Raw genomic sequence first — 18,244 nt, 5'->3', positions numbered from 1 at the left:
TTGAAAACTCAAGTATATCGCATATTTCGTTTATATTTCCGCCGTTTTTTCAGCGTCTCCCTGATAAATCTGCTTGATGATCCCCTCAAGCTCCGGCTCCTCCACAGTCAAATCCTGGATTTCATACTGCTTCATTAATTTCGCGATAATCCCGGAAGGGGATACCTCGTCTTTATCGAATTTCAGCCACTTTTGGGGGCCGTTTTCTTTCGTCAGGACCACATTTGGCATGGTAAAATGAAAACCATTGCCCTTGATTTTAACGACCAGCGTCCTGTACCTGCCTAAGCTGGCCCGCATACGTTCCAGATTGCCGTCGTAAATAATTTTTCCCTGATCGATCACAACCGTTCGCGTACATAACTTTTCCACGTCCCCCAGATCATGGGTTGTTAAGATGACGGTCACTTTTTCTTCTCTATTGATGGCGGTAATAAATTCGCGTATTTTTTCCTTGGCGATCAGGTCCAGTCCGATGGTCGGTTCATCCAGAAAAAGGACCGGCGGACTATGGACCAGAGAAGCCGCGAAATCGGCTCTCATTCTTTGGCCAAGGCTGAGCTGCCTGACCGGCTGGTTGATAAACTCACCGAGTCCCAACACCTCATGGAACAATTCCAGGTTTCTTTGATAGGCCTGTTGGGGTACTTTATAGATAGACTTTAGCAAATTAAGCGAATCAATCACAGGAAGCTCCCACCAAAGCTGGCTTCTCTGTCCGAAAACGACGCCGATGTTGCGGGCATGCTCTTTGCGTTTTTTGTGAGGAATAAGCCCATTTACGGAAATTTCACCCGATGTGGGCGCCAGGATTCCCGTCAACATTTTGATCGTGGTGGATTTGCCTGCTCCATTGGGCCCAAGATAACCGACAATTTCTCCCTGCCGGATGCCGAAGGAAATATCGTCCACCGCTTTTTTGGTTTCCCATTGATTGTGAAATAAGTAGGAAAATACGCCCTTTTGCTGTTTGGTAATTCGGAATTCCTTGCACAAGCGCTTGACTTCGATCATCGCCAAAAACCTTCCTTCCGCAGATTGGCGCGCAACAGAGAATTACTTCCACAGATTGCTTTAACTGCCGACACCTTTGTATCTTGCTATACCCCTATTCGTCAGCCCCAGGGACAGGAGGAAGAGCAATAAACCGACAAGCGGCGTATAGAGATAGAAGCCGCTTTGTTCACCTGGCTTATTCAATATGTACAAGGCCGGATAATAGTTGATAAAGCCCCACGGCAGGAGATAAGTGAGAATGAAGGCAACGCCGCCGCCAAAAATAGATAACGGATAGTTGATGAAATTGCGCAAAGTAAAAAACAATACCTCACCTAAATTCCTGGACTTTTTCAGCCAAAAGCTTAACGCGGGGAAAATAATCATCGCCCCGGCCTGAATCAAAATTCCGCCCGCCAGGCAAACCAGCAGCACGCCGACTTTGTGGGCGGTCCAGTCCAGCCCCAGTTTCCAAAGGCTTATCCCCAGAAAGATACCCGAAGCGACGATCTGGCCGGAACCGGTCCAGTCAAAACCGTGAAACAGCAGATTGACCAGCGGAGCCAAAGGACGAATCAGGAATTTGTCGAAGTTCCCGTTATTGATATGTTCCTCCAGCAGGGCGTAATGCTTCCAAAGCACTGTCGTCGCCACCGCATAGGAAAACAGATTGAGCGCCATTAAAAAAACAAGCTCCTGGTAATTCCAGCCGGCAATCGTGGGGAAGCGGTGCGTCAAAATCCAAATGGACAGGTACATTAATACGTAGGTGTAGAAATTCGCAAAGATGCCGCTGATGAAATTTGCCTTATACTGGCTGTCCGCTTTGATAAAATAAAAGATGTGAAGGCCGTATAGCTTAAGCAAATGCAGCATATTCTACCCTCCCTGGATGACTAATTTTTTTACACCCATTTTCCACAGAAAGAATGTCCCGAGGCCCAGCAGCACAATCCAGGAACCGGCCATCGCCAGGTTAAAAAGCAGCTCCCCGGTCGATATTTTCTGGACGGCTAAGCTCTGGGGAAATTGGTAAAGCAGTTGAAACGGGAGAAAATAGGAGATTTTTCTTAACACGTCCGGAAAGAACCATAAAGGAATGACCCCGCCGCCCAGGATACGGATCGTATCGCGGAGGATGCGGACAAACCAGGTGGCGTTGAGAAAGGTAAAATGCAGTAGTCCGATCATATAATGCAGCAGCCAGTAGATCATGATGTTTAAGCCAATCGCCACCATCAGCAGGAAAGCGTCGAGCAGGCCGACGTTCAGTCTGAAATGAAAGACCAGCGCGGCAAAAATAAGCACGGCTGCCCCTTTGGTGGCGAAGCCGCTGAGGGTCTGCCCCAGGGTCCGGAAAAACATGCCGGCCGCAAAATTGTAAGGCCTGAGCAGTTCCAGCGCGATTGAACCGTCCAGGACCTTCCCGCCCACTTCCCTGGCCACGGCATCCGCATACAGCAAGCTTAAAACAATGCCCATGATTTGATAGGTGACCATATCCTGAAGGGACAGCACGCTGATGCTGTAGTCCCCATACAGCGACCGCCACAGGTAAATCTGGACATACAAAGCGATCACACTGCCCAGAATACCGATCAAGGTATCCAGACGGTAAGCAAATGAATTTTTCCAGGCGATTTTCATGATTTCATAATAGGTTCTCATCCTCAACCTCAAATGCCGCTGTTTACCTTTGAATAAATAGAGGCTGAGGTCTTTCCCTGTCTCGCGACAGAAGAAATTCCTCAGCCTTTAGTCCCCTAATCAGCCAATATGACATGATCATCTTGGTATGTTTGGATGCCATATTACCATATATGACAAGATTATTCAAGTTGCATTCCTGACATCCTCATAATACTTGACCTTTGGCAGCCGACACCTCCCACATATTCTTTATTCCAGTGTTCTTTAGAGGATTTCTTTTTGAGCGCTTTTCGCCCCCTCTCCGCGCTTCATTTCAAGAATCGCCTTGCTGCAGCAGGTACAGCTTGTAGTAAAGTCCCCTGCCGGCAAGAAGCTCCTGATGAGTTCCCCTTTCCACAATTTCACCCTGCCGGAAGACCAGAATTTGATCGGCCTCCTGGATGGTGGAAAGCCTGTGGGCGATGACAATGGTCGTCCGTCCCCGGCGGACTTTGGCCAAAGCATTCTGGATAGCCGTTTCGGTTTCCGTATCGATACTGGCTGTTGCCTCATCCAGCACCAAAATTCTGGGGTTGGCCAGTATGGCCCGGGCGAAAGACAGGAGCTGGCGCTGGCCGCCGGATAAGGTGGCGCCCCTTTCGCTCATTTTTTCGTCATAACCGGCAGGTAGTTTGGCGATAAAGTCATGGGCTCCGACAAATTGGGCGGCGGCAACGATCTCTTCCTGGCCGGCCCGGGGATTGCCAAGCCCGATATTGTGCTTGATATCCCCCGCGAACAGGAAAGGGTCCTGCGGAACCAGGCCCAGCTTTGCCCGCAATTCCTTTTCGTCGTACTCCGGCAGGGCCGCACCGTCCAGCATGATTTCCCCTGCCTGGGGCCGGTAAAAACCGAACAGCAGATTGGCAACTGTGCTCTTGCCGCTCCCGGTATGTCCGACCAGAGCTGCCGTCTGGCCGGGATTCACCGTGAACGAAATATTTTTCAGGACCGTGTTTTCGTCATCATAGGCAAAGCTTACTCCTCTGAATTCCACCTGTCCCTGCCGGATTACCGGGTTCAGGCCGCCGGTTTTCCCCGGCGCCAGCCGCGGATCGTCAAGCAGGCCGAAAACCCTTTCAGCGGATACCAAAGCCTGCTGGAACTGGGGGAGCTGCTGGATCATCCCTTTGATCGGATCAAAAAGGCGGAATATATAATTGATAAAGGCATAAAGCACGCCGATTTCAGCCAGGCCGGAGCGGGTGAAGATCCCGAAGGTGCTTAAGACCAGGGCCAGGAGCAAAAAGCAGATGAAATCCACCGCCGACCAGAGCATCAAGCTGCCCAGAACGATACTCTTTACCGTGTTTTGGTAATAAGCCTGATTGAGCGCGTCAAATTCGGCAATCAGCTTTTTCTGCCGGCCTAAAGCCTGGATAATGCCCATCCCCTGTAGGGATTCATTGAGATGGGTATTGATTTCCCCGAGCTTGCGCCGCAGTACCCGGAATATGGGCAAGCTTAATTTATTGTAAACAGCCATCAGCACCAGAATGAGCGGCAAGACCGCCAGGCAGATTAATCCCAGTTCCCGGTCCAAAAAAAGCATGGCCGCAAAAACGCCCAGGACAAAAAGACTGTTTTTGCCAAGAGCTGCCAGCACATTCACAAATAACTCTTTCACGGCTTCCGTGTCGTTGGTGATGCGCGAAACCAGAACCCCGGCCGGAGTCTGATCAAAAAAAGCCGTTCCCAGCCTTTGGACATGGCTGAAGACATCAATGCGCAGCTGCTGGATAACCCGCAAGGCGAGCTTTTGAAAATAAATCAGCTCCAGGTATGTAAAAACGGCCGCAGCCAGCAGGAGGAGCAAGTAGCCGCCCCCCAGCCGGAAAAGGGCAGAAAGCGGAAAAGAACGGGGAATGAGATAGTCGTCGATAAAATTTTTAATCAGCAGCGGTCCGGCTAAATCGGCGGCGATTGCTAAAAGCAAAAAGAGCACCGCCAGGAACAAGGTCGCGGACTGCGGCTTAAGATAACGGAACAGCCTGCGCAGGATCATGCCGAACCCTCTCCTTCCATGATCAGAGATTCCAACTGCTGCTGTCGGTAAATTTGCGCGTACCAGCCACCCAGGGCCAGCAGTTCAGCATGGGTCCCCTGTTCTTTGATCCTCCCCTCCTCCAGGACAATGATCCGGTCGGCATGGGCGACGGCGCTGAGCCGGTGGGTGGCAATCAGGGTGGTTTTATGCAAGCGGTTTTCCCTGAGCCCTTGCAGCAGGGCCTGTTCCGTCCGGGCATCCACGGCGGAAAGGCAATCGTCGAGGATCAGAATCTCCGGGTCTCGAAGCAAGGCCCGGGCGATGGAAATTCGCTGTTTTTGCCCTCCCGACAGCGTGACACCCCGTTCTCCCACCAGGGTCTCATATCCCTGAGGAAATCCCCTGATATCCTCATGAATCGCAGCGAGTTTTGCCGCCGCCCGGATTTCCGGGCCGCCGGCCTCCGGTTTGCCCCAAGCGATATTGGCGGCAATCGTAGCGGAAAACAGAAAATGGTCCTGCGGCACATACCCGATGGCCCGGCGCAGGCTGTCAAGCTTGTAGTCAGCGATCGACCGGCCGCCGATGCCGATCACGCCCTCTTCCAGCTCGAACTCCCGCAGCAGGAGCCGCAGCAGCGTAGACTTGCCGCTTCCGGTCTTTCCGGTAATGCCCAGGGTTTCCCCGCGGCGGACCTTGATCTGAACGTCTTCCAGGCTGGCGGTCTCCGCACCCGGATAACGGAAGGTCCGGATTTGCACTTGTAAATCCCCGCCGGGTATTTCTGCCGCCGCCCCGGGTTTGTCGGCAACGGCAGTATCGGTTCGCAGCAGAGAATTGATCCGGGCATAAGAGACTTTGCCTTTTTCCAAAAGATTCAACCCATAGCCAAAGGACAGGAAGGGAATGATGATCTGGTTCAGCATCATGGTAAACTGGGTGATCTGGCCGATGGTCAGTTCTCCCAAGGCCACAAACCAAGAACCGCAGGCTAAGGCCAGGAAAAAACAGAACCCGACCAGCAGCTGAAGCGTAGGGTCATAGAGGGCGTTCACCCGCGCCGTCGCCATGTTTTTCGCCAATACTTCCGCCGAAAGGGTTGTAAAAGAAGTGATTTCGGCGTTTTCCAGGCCCAAAGACTTGATGACCCGAATGCCCGAGATATTTTCCTGGACTTTGCCGTTCAGGGTGGAAAAGGCCTCCTGGGCCTGGCGAAAATGTCTGTTCAGCAGCGACCCGTAACGCGTATTGATCCAAGCCAGGAAAAACATGGGGATTAAGGTGATGAGGGTAAGCTTCCAGCTGACCAGAACACCCATGGAAACAGTGACCAGTCCGCCGATGATGATGAACCCGGATAAAAGCATGAATCCTCCCGCGGCAGTCATTTCCACCGTCTGGATGTCATTCGTGGCATGAGCCATCAGATCACCGATCCGGTGCCGGTGATAAAACCCGGGCGTTTGACGGGTAAAGTGCAGGTAAAGCCGCTCCCTTAACAACCGGGAAAGTTTGGCGGCGGAGATATATAACGCAAGCTGCCAGAGATTACGCATCCCATAAATGAGGACTCCGACGCCCAAGAGCAATACGCCCCCCCAGACCAGCTCAGCGGTACTAACCGTCCCGGCGGCCAGTTTATCGACAACAGTTCCTACGGTGGAAGCCGCGACAGGGCGCAGCAAACCTACAACAGCAACCCCTACGATGCTCAAGGTGTAGGCCAACTTTTCCTGCTTGAAAAACCACCATAAATCCCGAAAAAATTCCATCAGATACCTCCTCAATCATCCTCTTCTCCTTACGCCCTTACGCCTTACAACTTAGCTGGGCAGACTCCTTCACGAGCAAACAGGATTGCACTTGCAAATAAAAGATAGAGGCTGAGGTCCTTCCCATCTCGCGCGGAAGAAATTCCTCAGCCTTTAGTTGCCTAATTAGCCAATATGACATTATCTTATTGCCATGTTGGATGTCATCTTACCATATTATTCCCGACCAACTTAGCCCGATGTAAAAACCTGGTCTTCGACTTGAAATTTATCCTTCTCCTATATCTGGTTTCTCTGTAACATTTTCAGGAATGTTATCCATTATATCTTGCAAAGATTTTGCTTTTTCCAACATCTGCATTGTTGCTTTATGGGGACTTGCAAAAATACCATCAAAAAAATATTCGTCATATTCCTTGCGATTTGGGTATGCTAAAATTGGCTCATCAGTAGAAAATTGTGCGTTAACGCCTTGCTTATTTCCTCTCGCATCAAGCTTTATCCATTTATTATTTATAAAAACTGCATTAGAAGCGTGAACACAATACCCTAGAGAATCATCCACTGCAAGCGTTATATGCTGAAAGCAGAATCCCGTCGGAATACCTTGGGAACGTAGCAATGCGGCAAGCAAATTAGCTTTTGCATGACAAATGCCGGTCTGATATAACAGCACATCTGAAGCCCTTGCCGTAATAATTCTAGCATTACAATCAAAAGAATGTGGTATTTCATCTCTTACAAACTCATATGCCACTTTTGTTTTTTTTATTTCTGTCATATCAGATGCAAATAATTCTATCACTTTATTTTGAATAGTCTCAGAACTATAATCAATATATTGGTCTTCTTGTAAAAATTCTTTCACCTTTTATCCCTCCTCAAACCAAAATCCTACTGCTAAATTTCTGTTTATAAGCGGTCTTGATATTCAGTTTATCAAAACTGCACTTGAAAAACCTCCTGAGCCAAATTGAGCCATTGCCCTGTCCCGGCGTTATCCTTGGTACGGCAGAGTGTGCAGATTAAAATTTGCCGATTCCATTTCGGCACATAGCCCATCCCGTTTTCATCCCGCCAATTCTTGATGTTCTGCTGGTCCCGCGCTTCCTCCGGCACGACAGTCTTTTGATAAATATTAATATTTTTTCTCCTGCAGATAGCCGGCAGATATTTGGATCCCTGCTAATGAGCCGCTGTAATAAATTTCTTCTCTTTGTAAAATCGCTTTGCAATGATCTTGGAACTTGGTTTGATACTCAAAATTTCCTTTTTTATAGGAATAATCAATAAATAAGCTTCCGACACAATCTAACAAATGATTACCTCTGCCCTCTTTCAAAAAACCATAAATCTCTTCTGCTGAAACAGGCGTATTTTCCAAGATATATCCGATATAATCACATGACCATATCGGCTCGTCCTGATTCTTTATATAGATGTTCTCAACACCGCTATATGGATTAAAGCCGCGGTAGGAATCAGTAAACAAATAATTGCCGCACACAAGTTTAAAATCCCAATCATAGATGTCACTGGGTACATATGGATTATAAGCGGAACTTTTCTTCACATAACCTTCGGTACGTCCGATCGTGAGAACATTAATCATTTCAGTCTTAGCCATAAAATAATCACCCTCTGTTCCTGCCATACCACTCACTCCCTCCTTCCAAAACCTTAACCAATAACACCTATTTAGATCAAGTCTTCCGGACTTCCAGCGAGTATCTGAAAAACCCGTCTTCGTTCCAATAAATTTGACATCTAAGACAGCTTTCTCCCTCAGGCAGCAGGTAATGCTGCAAATAATATAAGACTAAGGTTTTTCCCCTCGCGCCGGAAGAAATCCCTCAGCCTTTAGTTGTCTAATTAGCCAATATGACAATTTTCATCTTACCATGTTTTGGATCATTTTGCCATGTCTCCTTCTATTTTTCAAGCACAATAATGAAAGCCGGCCTGATCGTTTATCCCATCTTTCCCGCCATCATCATATCCATACAATGCTTATGCGGTATGCCGGACGAGTTGCAGTCGAAAACGATTTCGCTGACGGTATGCAAACGCCAGTCCGTGTAATAGGTAAACAGCTCTCCCGACTTCCAGTTTTGGGCAGTCGGTTCTTGTTCCGGGGCCGGCGGAATGAACGGTTTTGGAACGAACACATTAAACATATGAATCCCGCCAACAGCGGTATTGTTTTTATAATTATCCAGAATCTCACTTCTGAGCTCCGCCTTGATATAGTGAAAAACGCCGCTCGAAAAGATCACGTCAAATTCTGTTTCCAACCTGAAATCTAAAATATTCGCCTTAAACACATTGACATTTACCTGATATAAATCGGCAAGCTTTTTCGTTTTTTCCACCCCGGTGTCCGCCATATCAAAGGCAGTCACGATATACCCGTTCCGCGCGAAAAAAACGGAATCTTTGCCTTCACCGCAGCCGACATCCAACAATCTCAGGGGTTTTACGGGCGGCGCCATCTCCATGACACGGTAGCACATCGGCGATGGTTTCAGTCCCCAATAATAATCTTCCTGCCTGTATTCGTCTTCATAAATTGTTATTTTCTTTTTATCATAAACATACCCCATCAGGGAATTGATGTCAGTCCCCAGGGCAAAAGCCAAGTCAGGCAGCAGTGATATGTCGGGGCTTGACTGGCCTGTCTCCCATTTAGAGATAGCCTGAGATGATCTATTCAGCTTCTGCGCAAGCTCCTCCTGAGTGAACCCCCTCATCTTCCGGTACTTTGAAATATTTTGCACTAAGGCGTTCATAAATATCCCCTCTCCCTCTGACTTGATCATAATGGAGTTCAGCTTATCTATCAACAACCGGAAAATCGAAATTGCTCGTCAATCCAACCGACAATAGGATTACAACAAGCTATGCCGCTGAATCTTTCTGATTATTACGGATTGGCAATTGTTATCATCAGTTCCATCCCCCCGCCTCTGTGTTCATTCTGGCTGGCAAATAAAGCCAAATTTATGCCTGGACCCTTCCTTCTCTTTGGCGGCAAAAAGTCCAAGCGGTTTTCTTGTTATCATTGTCCGCCATCGGGTTCGGCGACAGGATTTCCGACCGGCAACAATGCCCGGAGAAGCACATGCATCTCATCGAACTTCTTGGCGCGGATTTGGATGCGTTTCCCCAAACGAGACGCGAGATTAAAAGCAAAATCCATACAGGCGTCCTTATCGTACAGTTGAATGGTGCTCAAACGCATGACTTCAACACCCTGTCTGCCGAGGATTGCAGATCGCATGACATCTTTGCCTTGCTCCGATGGACTGTTGTGAAAAGCGAAGCTTTCATATTCGACGGCCAGCTTTGCCGGCCTATAATACAAATCCGCAAAGCAGCGTTTCTGGCCAAGCCGTTTGCCGGCTTCGTCTTTGAGCTTGATCTCATGGTTAAAAACGGCGCCGTCAAGCCCGTACCCTCCCAGAGCATGCGGCAGAGTCAGCATCATATAGGCCATCGATTCCATAACGGATGCGGAACCATCTTCTATGTATTTTACCGCCCGTAAGGCTTTGAGGTGTCCACGGTGACCCGAGGTTTTCGCGAGAAAAGTTTTGAGTTTTTGCTTTGTCGTGATTGCTCCGGAAGGACAGCCCGGCGGATGGGAACAAAGCTGCAAGCCAAGCAGTATCAGCCGGTGGATGTTCAATTTGCAGGCAAGCTGGAGAAACATCAATTCCGGCGAGGCAACCATTTTACCGTTTCTTGAACCCACTGCACCGGCCGGCAAAGCAATTTGGCATAAGTGGATTCTTCGGCCTTTTTTCTGAGATCTCGCAGCGGGTTCAAACACTGTAAAATCGACCGAGTCTGTTCCGGCGATTTCAGAACCGAGCACGGCTTCAACATATGGGATATTCCAAAAGGCGGCAGCCGAAAAATAACTGAAATATTCTTTCATATCAGAATCATACTGTGAGGTGTGCAAAATTTCAAGTATTGTGCTAATATCCCAGGTTAAAAACCAGTTTTCCGGCTGAATCTGTGCAAATTTTTAATTATTGTGCGGTTATTTAGAATATATTTCCATATGTTTTAAACATTACTTCAATTTTTGCACACTTTGCTGCGAAAATATCTTCAGCCCTAACGATAAGGCAGGATCTCCTCAAAAACTGATCGGCAAATCCTGTTTATCACTTTCTTACTGAAAAATCGTTGATTCGCAGTCAGGGAAAATAGTCAAGCAAGCTCTATGTCCTCATCCTTCCCCTGCATGGATGGTTTCTTCTTCTTCTTCTGCTGCTGCTTCGTCTTCTGCTTATTCGCGGATAAATCCCAATAAGGGGAAGGTCATTTTAGCGGTATGGCTGCCATCAACTCACGGTATGGCTGCCATCAACTCACGGTATGGCTGCCATCAACTCACGGTATAGCTGCTCCGTACTTTCGCTGTTACGGAAACTTATATAGATATCTTTCTTGTCAGTTCGTTCAATCTTTATTGTAGGCGATGACCTCGATTGAACAAAGAGTAAAGTTTCACCGAGGGCATCTGATTTAAAATTTCCCTTTAGTGTTTCTCCGATACCGCCATAACCATTCGTCCTTGCGCCGATACCAATATCGCTCATGCTTTCTTCGATCAGAGAGATATCAGCAATTTCAGAGAAGTCAATGCTTAATCCATACATGGCTTTGATTTGTATGCGGTGATCCAGTATGCTTGCCTCAGGATCTTTTTCACCGTAATAAAACAACGCACCTACTGCAATAAGAATTATCGCGGAAATTGAAGTTATCGCGATAATAACCGCTTTTGGCGTTTTTGATGTGGAAACATCAGTTTTATCAATAACCGATGTGCTTCTGTATTTGTGATAAATCCGATTATATGCAACGATTAAGACAACAAAGCCGGGAACACATATTATTCCTAATAAAACAGCACCTATGATCAGGCTGAAAAGTGACAATATACCTGTCACAACCATACAAACGGTGTAAATTGCCCACATCAAACCGTTCGCACGGTTGTATGAGGGAATATCCGTTATTTCTTCAGGCCTTACGGTACTTCCTGACCAAAATTGCATCGGGTCTTGACGTTTGAACGCCCAAAGAGCGATTACCCCAAAAACCAGTGAACACAGCCAACAGATCGCGGCAAATATAATCTTCGTAAACGACATGCTTTCTGTTTCCTCCTTGCCATTTTCCGAGAATATCAATCATCAGCTGTTCAGCTTCCTGTTTGTCCATCCTTAATCCATCAATTTAACAGCCGGACCAACGACATGTCTGCATATCGACGCGGCCGTCAGGCAGAAAGGCCACGCCTTCGGTTTCCAGCAGGGCTCTGCGCATCTCCGCATACATGCCGCCCGCAATCGTGCCATCCTGCATGACTACCCTCTGCCAGGGCAAACCGTCAGGGCAGCAGCGCATGGCCCGCCCCACCTCCCGCGCCGCGCGGGGCCGTCCCAGCATCCAGGCGATTTGACCGTATGAAACCACCCGGCCATAAGGTATTTGTGCGACAATATCGTATATCTGCTGAAAAAACGGGTTCATGAATTCCTCCTGTTTGTGGAAAAGCCCGGCAAAATAAATGCAAGCACGCCAAACATGCTTGGTCTCAGAGAATTTCCACACCATTATACCACTGAATATTTACAAATGGAGCGCCTTCCGCACAATGCAGAGGCTGTTTTTTATCTTTTGGTCGCTTAAAAATCCATCAAGAGCTCTCCCTTTGATTTTCACGCAACAAGCGTTTTTCCCGCCGAGCCGCCTTAGGCGAAAACCCCGCCGCATGCTATAATAAGCACAAATAGCAAAACAAATACCAGTATCTGGTGCTTGTTTGCGGCATTGGAGGCGACCATCATGGATAAACGCACCTACGGAGCTGAGTTTGGTTTTCAGACCAGAGCTGTCCACGCAGGCAACGATGTCGACCGGGAGACCGGCGCGATTCGCCGCCCGATCACTATGGCCAACAGTTATGAGCTCCCTTATGATCCCACAGACATGAACTGGAGCAGCGCCGGGGGAACGCCCCTCTATACCCGCAACGGCGGAGCCAATCAGAACTACCTGCAGGAAAAGCTGCAGGCCCTGGAAGGCGGTGAGGACTGCGTCGTCCTGGCCAGCGGCGTCGCTGCTTTGGCCGGCGTGTTCTTCGCCCTGCTGAAGTCGGGAGATCATGCGGTGTTTTCCACGATTACCTATATCGCGGTTTACCGGCTGCTGAACGAACTCCTGCCGGACAAATACGGCATTGAGACCACCCTCGTCGACACTTCCGATCCGCGGCAGGTGCAGGCGGCCATCCGGCCTAATACAAAGCTGATCCATATGGAAACGCCGGGCAACCCGACCACCCAGATCAGCGATATTGCCGCCATCGCCCGGCTCGCTCACGAAAACGGCGCGCTCTTGTCGGTGGACAACACCTTTGCCTCTCCCTACAGCCAGCGCCCCCTGGAATCAGGGGCGGATCTGGTGGTGGAAAGCCTAACGAAATATATCAACGGACACGGAGACGCCATGGGCGGCGCGGTTATCGGCGCCAAAAGCCTGATCGATCGCATCCGCGCGGAGGCCATGGTCAATCTGGGCGGCGCCATCAGCCCCTTTAACGCCTGGCTGATTATGCGCGGCGCCGTGACCCTGCCGCTGAGGATGCGCGAACACAACAGCAACGCGCTGGCCGTCGCCCGCTGGCTGGAAGAGCAGAAAGGGGTGCGCTTTGTGGCCTATCCCGGCCTGGAAAGCCACAAGGGGCATGAAATTGCTCAACGGCAAATGCAGAACGGGTTTGGCGGGGTGCTGGCCTTCGGACTCAAAGCCGACCACGATACCCACAACCGCTTTGTGGCTTCCCTGCGCGTCATCACCTCCGCGGTTTCCCTCGGCCACGATGAAAGCCTGATTGTCTTTCTCGGGGAAAACGATGAACGGCAGTATCTTTATCCCGAGGAATTCCACGGCGGCTTTTTCCGCTTCAGCGCCGGTCTGGAAGACGTGCAGGACATCATTGCCGATCTGGCCGGGGCGCTGAACGCGGTGGGGTTATAAATTCGCTTGCCGCAAAAGATATTGTTAAAAAATTCCTGATTTGCGGGGCAACAGGCCTGGCATTAAGCAATTTCCGCAATAGTTAATCCAACAAATAATCGGACTGATACGGATATTTAGCCAAAGCTGTTTTATGTATTTTAAAACCTAACTTTTTGTAAAAATCTTCATTTCCAAAGGTTGATGTTAAATAAATACATAAATGACCATTGCCCTTCTGTATTTCTGTAATCAGACCCTTACCTACCCCCAACCTCTGGTATTCGGGCAAAACACCAACATCAAAAATTATCCCATGACAGATTCCATCTGATAACATTCTAGCCGCACCAACCAGATTGTTACGATTCTATGCTGTAACAACTTTGTCGCTATGTTCAAAAGCAGATTGAATCTTCGTGAAATCTTGTTTTTTCCCATAACCTGCGACGAGTCCAACAATTTCGTAGAGATGAAAAAGCTGGGGCCAATTAATGCAATCCAAACCCTCACGATAGGTAAACATTTGTTCATCACCCTTTTCATTAATCAAACGATTGTCTTTTAAAGCTTCTTCAATGATTATCCTGTAAAATCTTAAGCCGATTCATATTTTCGGGTCACCTCGGCTCCCCCTTTGCCATCCTAAAACAGTTTTCTCCCTCAGTAAAGGCGGCAGGAAATCAATTTTAGGCCTGGTATCAGATTCTAAAAATTTTTCCACAGCTGAGGGTTCCCGGTCCAGACTGACCAGAGAACTGAACTCAGGCGTTTCGTCTCGTGACAGCAGATTGTCAATATGCTTGCTGTAAAGTGTTTTCAGTTCCGCTTCAGTGATGGCAAGCCTGACCGAAAAGATTGCCGCCAAAAAATTATTGATTCCGCCAGCCTTCAAGTATTCCGGTTTCAGATCCAGGACAACTTGCTTATTGTTTACGTCCAACCCCAGCTCTTCCAACAGCTCTTTTCTTACGTTATGGGTCAAATCTATGTATTGGCCTTGGATATCGGAATAATCCAATCCCCCGCCGGCGCACTGCAACCTTCCGGGTGTGGAAGTGCCGGGGGCCATCTCGCCGAAGACCAGCTTGCCGTCTTTGGTTTCGACAATTGCCGCCGTATAAATTACCCTACAGGCGTATTCAGCGGGAATAATGTTATTTATCGTACTGAGGTAATGGGCGTAGTCTGTCAGCTGCACAAAGATTTCCAGCGCATCGTTTTCTTCTTTGATCTTTACTATGGAGAAAACTTCGCCGCGTCTGAACTGGGCTCCTTCAGCAATCAGGCTCTCCCAATAGTCTTCCATGATTGCAGTGATCGCCTTTGGCAAAAAAATCTTTTCAGCACTGAATCTTACCTTTATCTTTTTCTCAAATTTTTGCAGTTGAATGCCGCAGCCCACCGAAGCACCTCCTTCCGATCAACCGCTGTCACCTAATCCCCTGTTTAAGCTTTGATCTCAATCCCAAAGTTGATCTCAATCCCTCTTAAACTAACTAAAGGCTGAGGTCTTTCCCTGTCTCGCCACAGAAGAAATTCCTCAGCCTTTAGTCCCCTAATCAGCCAATATGACCTATCGTATTGCCATGTTTTGGCTGTCATCTTACCATATACGCTAAGGATTTTCAATCAGTCCTCAAAAGTTATTCAAGAGATCACCTCCCGGAGTCAGCATTATTCTTATTTCATCAGGTATGGATTGTGACAATTTTACTGCGCGGTAACCATACAGGCAGTAATCATCATTTTTAAGCCGGAGCTCAGCGTCATAGAAATCCTCATTCTTGACCAGGTACTGTTCACTTCGGACGAAAAAGGATATAATATAAAGATATAAAGATACCATAACCATATAAAGATTGTGCAGCGGCAATCGCAGGAAAATGATTATGTTCACCAGACAACCGGAGACATTACGCGCCTTATGCGGCGTGATGTCTCCGGTTGCTGTTTATGCGGATTTACTTTTGCGTGTCTAACGTTATAGATCTTAGGCGATCAGGAGAAACTATGAACACAACTCTGAGGAGAAAGAACCGGACAAATCAAGGAGCGCTTAGCATCCGGAAATCTATGAATTTGAGGTATGATCGATGAACATCTCACCTGCTGTTTCCAGGGAAATGAATTATTTGGTCTCCATCAGGAGACACTTGCATAAATATCCCGAACTGAGCCTGAAAGAGCAAATGACTTCCGCCTATGTCGGGGAGCAGCTGGAAAGTATGGGTATCTCCTACCGCCGGGTGGGCGAAACAGGAATTCTGGGGATCATTGAGGGCGGACTTGGCCAGGGAAAAACCGTACTGCTCCGGGCGGACATGGACGCCTTGCCGATCGTCGAGGAGACCGGTGCTGCTTACAGTTCCCAAAACCACGGCGTGATGCATGCCTGCGGACATGACCTGCATACAGCCTCGCTCATCGGCGCGGCCAAAATATTACAGGCCGGGCGGGAAGCCTTCGCGGGAAAGGTGCTCCTCGTTTTTCAGCCCGCGGAGGAATTCGGTCATGGTTCAAAGTTTTTTCTTCAGGAAAACATCACCGCAGGCGTGGATAGAGCCTTTGGCCTTCATGCTTCACCTGATTTCCCGGTCGGAAGCATCGCAGTGACGCGGGGGGCGGACGCGGCTTCCTGCGATTATTTTAAAATCACCGTTCACGGCAGGGACGCGCATATCTCCAAGCCCAAGCGAGGGATTGATGCTTTGTATATTGCCTGCCTGATCGTGACAAAGCTCAAGACTCTGGTCCGGCAGGTGGTTGTCGACCCTCAGGAGACAGCCCTCATCGGAGTCGGCCGGATATCTTCCGGTACCACCTATAACATCATTGCCGGGAACGCCGTCATTGAAGGCACCGTGCGGACCTTCCAGCATGAAACGCAGGACCTTTTGAAACAGGAAATCATTAACCTGGCCGAGCAGACCGCCCGGAGCAACGGCGGCAGGGCTGTGCCGGAGTTCGAGACCTTCACGGCGCCGCTGATCAACGACGATACGGCCTTTGAGGAGATCTGCGCGGTAGCGGAAAAGATCCTGGGAGCCGGCAGCATCAGTACCGAAAAGTCCAACATCATCGGCTTCGGGTCGGATGATTTCGCGGAATACCTGCGTGATACCAAGGGCGTCTATGTGCACATCGGAACAGCCAACACCACCGACCCGAACACAAAAGCCTCTCTGCACAGCAGCAAGTTTGATATTGACGAAAAAGCTTTGCTGGTGGCGACGGAGCTGTTCTGTTCATACGCCCTGTTTATTCTTCAGGGCCGGTGATCAATCCAGTGCGGACGGGCTGGGCACATTCCTAGCGAAAGAAGGGAACTCTATGGATCAGGCACTTGTTTCCGAGGCTGTTTATGAAAAATATTTTGTTCCGACCATGAAAAAACGCGACAAATTTATCGGAGTGGAGCTTGAAATGCCGATTGTCAACCTCAGCGGGAGCGCGGTCGATTTTTCGGTGGTGCACAAGCTCACCGGCGCTTTTGCCCAACACTTTCAGATGCATCCGACAAACATCGACGATGAAGGCCATATTTGTTCCCTTCTCAATGACGAGAACAGGGACGATCTCTCCTATGACTGTTCCTATAACAATCTTGAGCTTGCCATGGGGAGAGCGCGCGACCTGAACAAAATACAAGAGAGGTTCCTGGTCTATTATTCCTTTATCCAGGACTTTTTCGCTCCCTACGGGTACACGCTTACGGGGATGGGCGTCAATCCGTTCAGAAAAATAAACCATGGTGTGCCGATTTTGAATGAACGCTACCGCATGCTGTTTCATTATCTGGGGCTTTACCAAAACCACAGGCATCCGGCTTTTTTCCACCCCTACCCCGATTACGGAACGTTCACCAGCGCCTCGCAGGTGCAGATTGATGTGGACTATTCCAATCTGGTCGATATCGTTAATGTCTTTACCAAGCTGGAGCCGCTCAAGGCCCTGCTGTTTGCCAACTCCGTGATGCCTGAGGATGAACCGGGAATGACCTGCGTCAGGGATATGCTCTGGGAAAACAGCATGCACGGCCTCAACCCTAAAAACGTCGGCCTCCATGAACAGGAATTCCGCAATGCCGGCGAGTTATTGGCTTATATTAAACAGACAAGCATGTATTGCACCATGAGAAACGGGAGATATCTCAATTTTCATCCCGTACCTCTGCTGGAATACTTTGCAAGCCCGTCTATCACGGGTGAATACTGGAACGGCCGGGCCTATGAGACCGTCCGGATCGAGCCGGAGCTGAGCGATTTAGCATACCACAGAACGTTCAAGTTTCAGGACGTCACCTTTCGCGGAACGGTTGAATTCCGGAGCTGCTGCTGCCAGCCGGTCGCCGACAGCATGACGGTTGCCGCTTTTCATGTCGGACTTGCCGAGGTGCTGGGCGAGCTTAAGGTTTTGCTGGACGACGAAAAGGTCCTCAGCGGCAACGGCCTGACGACATCCGAGCTGCGCAGGACTTTCTGCCGGGGCAAACTGCCCGGCTTCGTGGATGAGGAAAAGCTGCGGCTTCTTGAACTTTCCGTTCTTGACCTCGCCCAAAAAGGGCTGTCTCAGCGCGGCTTCGGCGAAGAACATTTTTTAAAGCCCCTGTATGACCGGGTCAGGCGAAAATCAAACCCCGCTCTGGACTATCTCAGGAGTCTGGAGAACGGGGCAGAGGTCAGAGACATTGTGCGCAGCTATGCCCAAATTTAAAAGGCTCCCGCAAATCACCATTTTACGGATACTTCCCCATCAC

At 49.1% G+C, this 18,244-nt stretch carries 17 protein-coding genes; 3 read left to right on the top strand and 14 right to left on the bottom strand.

The features are described 5' to 3' along the window. Window positions 1-30: 30 nt before the first annotated feature. The 12 genes from SGLY_RS04755 to SGLY_RS04700 form a co-directional block, all read right to left on the bottom strand. Entirely contained in the window at window positions 31-1,014 is a 984-nt protein-coding gene (locus tag SGLY_RS04755) for an ABC transporter ATP-binding protein (RefSeq protein ID WP_013624153.1), read from the bottom strand. Between the two features lie 60 nt (window positions 1,015-1,074). Continuing rightward, the gene (locus SGLY_RS04750; RefSeq protein WP_013624152.1) at window positions 1,075-1,872 is read right to left on the bottom strand and encodes an ABC transporter permease; all 798 of its coding nucleotides are present in this window, start codon (window positions 1,870-1,872) and stop codon (window positions 1,075-1,077) included. Window positions 1,873-1,875: 3 nt separating this feature from the next. After that, complete coding sequence (locus SGLY_RS04745) at window positions 1,876-2,664, bottom strand: ABC transporter permease (protein ID WP_013624151.1); 789 nt, start codon at window positions 2,662-2,664, stop codon at window positions 1,876-1,878. A 295-nt stretch (window positions 2,665-2,959) separates the two neighbouring features. Beyond that, window positions 2,960-4,690 carry an ABC transporter ATP-binding protein gene (locus SGLY_RS04740; protein ID WP_013624150.1) on the bottom strand — a complete coding sequence of 577 codons (1,731 nt, stop codon included), beginning with the start codon at window positions 4,688-4,690 and terminating at the stop codon, window positions 2,960-2,962. Further along, entirely contained in the window at window positions 4,687-6,444 is a 1,758-nt protein-coding gene (locus SGLY_RS04735) for an ABC transporter ATP-binding protein (protein WP_013624149.1), read from the bottom strand. The genes SGLY_RS04740 and SGLY_RS04735 overlap by 4 nt, the downstream gene beginning before the upstream one ends. Window positions 6,445-6,712: 268 nt before the next feature. Continuing rightward, on the bottom strand, window positions 6,713-7,312 hold the full coding sequence (locus SGLY_RS04730) for a transglutaminase domain-containing protein (protein WP_013624148.1): 600 nt from the start codon (window positions 7,310-7,312) through the stop codon (window positions 6,713-6,715). 71 nt (window positions 7,313-7,383) lie between these two features. Further along, window positions 7,384-7,563 (bottom strand): hypothetical protein, encoded by a 180-nt coding sequence (locus SGLY_RS04725; protein WP_041444636.1) that lies wholly within the window; start codon window positions 7,561-7,563, stop codon window positions 7,384-7,386. 19 nt (window positions 7,564-7,582) lie between these two features. Then, the gene (locus SGLY_RS04720; protein WP_013624147.1) at window positions 7,583-8,098 is read right to left on the bottom strand and encodes a DUF5680 domain-containing protein; all 516 of its coding nucleotides are present in this window, start codon (window positions 8,096-8,098) and stop codon (window positions 7,583-7,585) included. Between the two features lie 316 nt (window positions 8,099-8,414). Next, the gene (locus tag SGLY_RS04715) at window positions 8,415-9,233 is read right to left on the bottom strand and encodes a DNA (cytosine-5-)-methyltransferase (protein WP_013624146.1); all 819 of its coding nucleotides are present in this window, start codon (window positions 9,231-9,233) and stop codon (window positions 8,415-8,417) included. A 269-nt stretch (window positions 9,234-9,502) separates the two neighbouring features. Then, a complete protein-coding gene (locus SGLY_RS04710) occupies window positions 9,503-10,384 on the bottom strand; it encodes a hypothetical protein (RefSeq protein WP_013624145.1) in 882 nt (293 codons plus the stop codon). Window positions 10,385-10,826: 442 nt separating this feature from the next. Continuing rightward, complete coding sequence (locus SGLY_RS04705) at window positions 10,827-11,615, bottom strand: hypothetical protein (RefSeq protein WP_013624144.1); 789 nt, start codon at window positions 11,613-11,615, stop codon at window positions 10,827-10,829. 85 nt (window positions 11,616-11,700) lie between these two features. After that, window positions 11,701-12,078, bottom strand: coding sequence for an MGMT family protein (locus SGLY_RS04700; RefSeq protein ID WP_242822974.1), 378 nt, complete (start codon window positions 12,076-12,078; stop codon window positions 11,701-11,703). A gap of 234 nt (window positions 12,079-12,312) precedes the next feature. Here SGLY_RS04700 and SGLY_RS04695 point away from each other — a divergent pair, with 234 nt between their 5' ends. Further along, complete coding sequence (locus SGLY_RS04695) at window positions 12,313-13,506, top strand: trans-sulfuration enzyme family protein (protein WP_013624142.1); 1,194 nt, start codon at window positions 12,313-12,315, stop codon at window positions 13,504-13,506. 82 nt (window positions 13,507-13,588) lie between these two features. On the opposite strand, the gene SGLY_RS18350 is transcribed toward SGLY_RS04695, so the two are convergent. Together SGLY_RS18350 and SGLY_RS04685 are read right to left on the bottom strand one after the other, a co-directional pair. After that, window positions 13,589-13,843 carry a GNAT family N-acetyltransferase gene (locus SGLY_RS18350; protein WP_282432423.1) on the bottom strand — a complete coding sequence of 85 codons (255 nt, stop codon included), beginning with the start codon at window positions 13,841-13,843 and terminating at the stop codon, window positions 13,589-13,591. A 249-nt stretch (window positions 13,844-14,092) separates the two neighbouring features. Further along, the gene (locus SGLY_RS04685) at window positions 14,093-14,890 is read right to left on the bottom strand and encodes an NUDIX hydrolase (RefSeq protein WP_013624141.1); all 798 of its coding nucleotides are present in this window, start codon (window positions 14,888-14,890) and stop codon (window positions 14,093-14,095) included. 691 nt (window positions 14,891-15,581) lie between these two features. Here SGLY_RS04685 and SGLY_RS04670 point away from each other — a divergent pair. Together SGLY_RS04670 and SGLY_RS04665 are read left to right on the top strand one after the other, a co-directional pair. After that, a complete protein-coding gene (locus SGLY_RS04670; protein WP_013624140.1) occupies window positions 15,582-16,766 on the top strand; it encodes a M20 metallopeptidase family protein in 1,185 nt (394 codons plus the stop codon). A 52-nt stretch (window positions 16,767-16,818) separates the two neighbouring features. Then, the gene (locus tag SGLY_RS04665) at window positions 16,819-18,201 is read left to right on the top strand and encodes a glutamate-cysteine ligase family protein (RefSeq protein ID WP_013624139.1); all 1,383 of its coding nucleotides are present in this window, start codon (window positions 16,819-16,821) and stop codon (window positions 18,199-18,201) included. Window positions 18,202-18,244: the final 43 nt, after the last annotated feature.

This window comes from Syntrophobotulus glycolicus DSM 8271 (genome assembly GCF_000190635.1).
GTDB classification, from domain to species: Bacteria; Bacillota; Desulfitobacteriia; order Desulfitobacteriales; family Syntrophobotulaceae; genus Syntrophobotulus; species Syntrophobotulus glycolicus.
This window is presented reverse-complemented; position numbering and strand designations above follow the sequence as displayed.

What these genes read in the sequence shown, in the direction of transcription:
- SGLY_RS04670 (WP_013624140.1), top strand. Translation starts at nt 15,582, where the DNA reads ATGAACATCTCACCTGCTGTTTCCAGGGAAATGAATTATTTGGTCTCC.
- SGLY_RS04740 (WP_013624150.1), bottom strand. Translation starts at nt 4,690, where the DNA reads ATGATCCTGCGCAGGCTGTTCCGTTATCTTAAGCCGCAGTCCGCGACC.
- SGLY_RS04665 (WP_013624139.1), top strand. Translation starts at nt 16,819, where the DNA reads ATGGATCAGGCACTTGTTTCCGAGGCTGTTTATGAAAAATATTTTGTT.
- SGLY_RS04705 (WP_013624144.1), bottom strand. Translation starts at nt 11,615, where the DNA reads ATGTCGTTTACGAAGATTATATTTGCCGCGATCTGTTGGCTGTGTTCA.
- SGLY_RS04735 (WP_013624149.1), bottom strand. Translation starts at nt 6,444, where the DNA reads ATGGAATTTTTTCGGGATTTATGGTGGTTTTTCAAGCAGGAAAAGTTG.
- SGLY_RS04715 (WP_013624146.1), bottom strand. Translation starts at nt 9,233, where the DNA reads ATGAACGCCTTAGTGCAAAATATTTCAAAGTACCGGAAGATGAGGGGG.
- SGLY_RS04695 (WP_013624142.1), top strand. Translation starts at nt 12,313, where the DNA reads ATGGATAAACGCACCTACGGAGCTGAGTTTGGTTTTCAGACCAGAGCT.
- SGLY_RS04720 (WP_013624147.1), bottom strand. Translation starts at nt 8,098, where the DNA reads ATGGCAGGAACAGAGGGTGATTATTTTATGGCTAAGACTGAAATGATT.
- SGLY_RS04755 (WP_013624153.1), bottom strand. Translation starts at nt 1,014, where the DNA reads ATGATCGAAGTCAAGCGCTTGTGCAAGGAATTCCGAATTACCAAACAG.
- SGLY_RS04745 (WP_013624151.1), bottom strand. Translation starts at nt 2,664, where the DNA reads ATGAGAACCTATTATGAAATCATGAAAATCGCCTGGAAAAATTCATTT.
- SGLY_RS04750 (WP_013624152.1), bottom strand. Translation starts at nt 1,872, where the DNA reads ATGCTGCATTTGCTTAAGCTATACGGCCTTCACATCTTTTATTTTATC.
- SGLY_RS04710 (WP_013624145.1), bottom strand. Translation starts at nt 10,384, where the DNA reads ATGAAAGAATATTTCAGTTATTTTTCGGCTGCCGCCTTTTGGAATATC.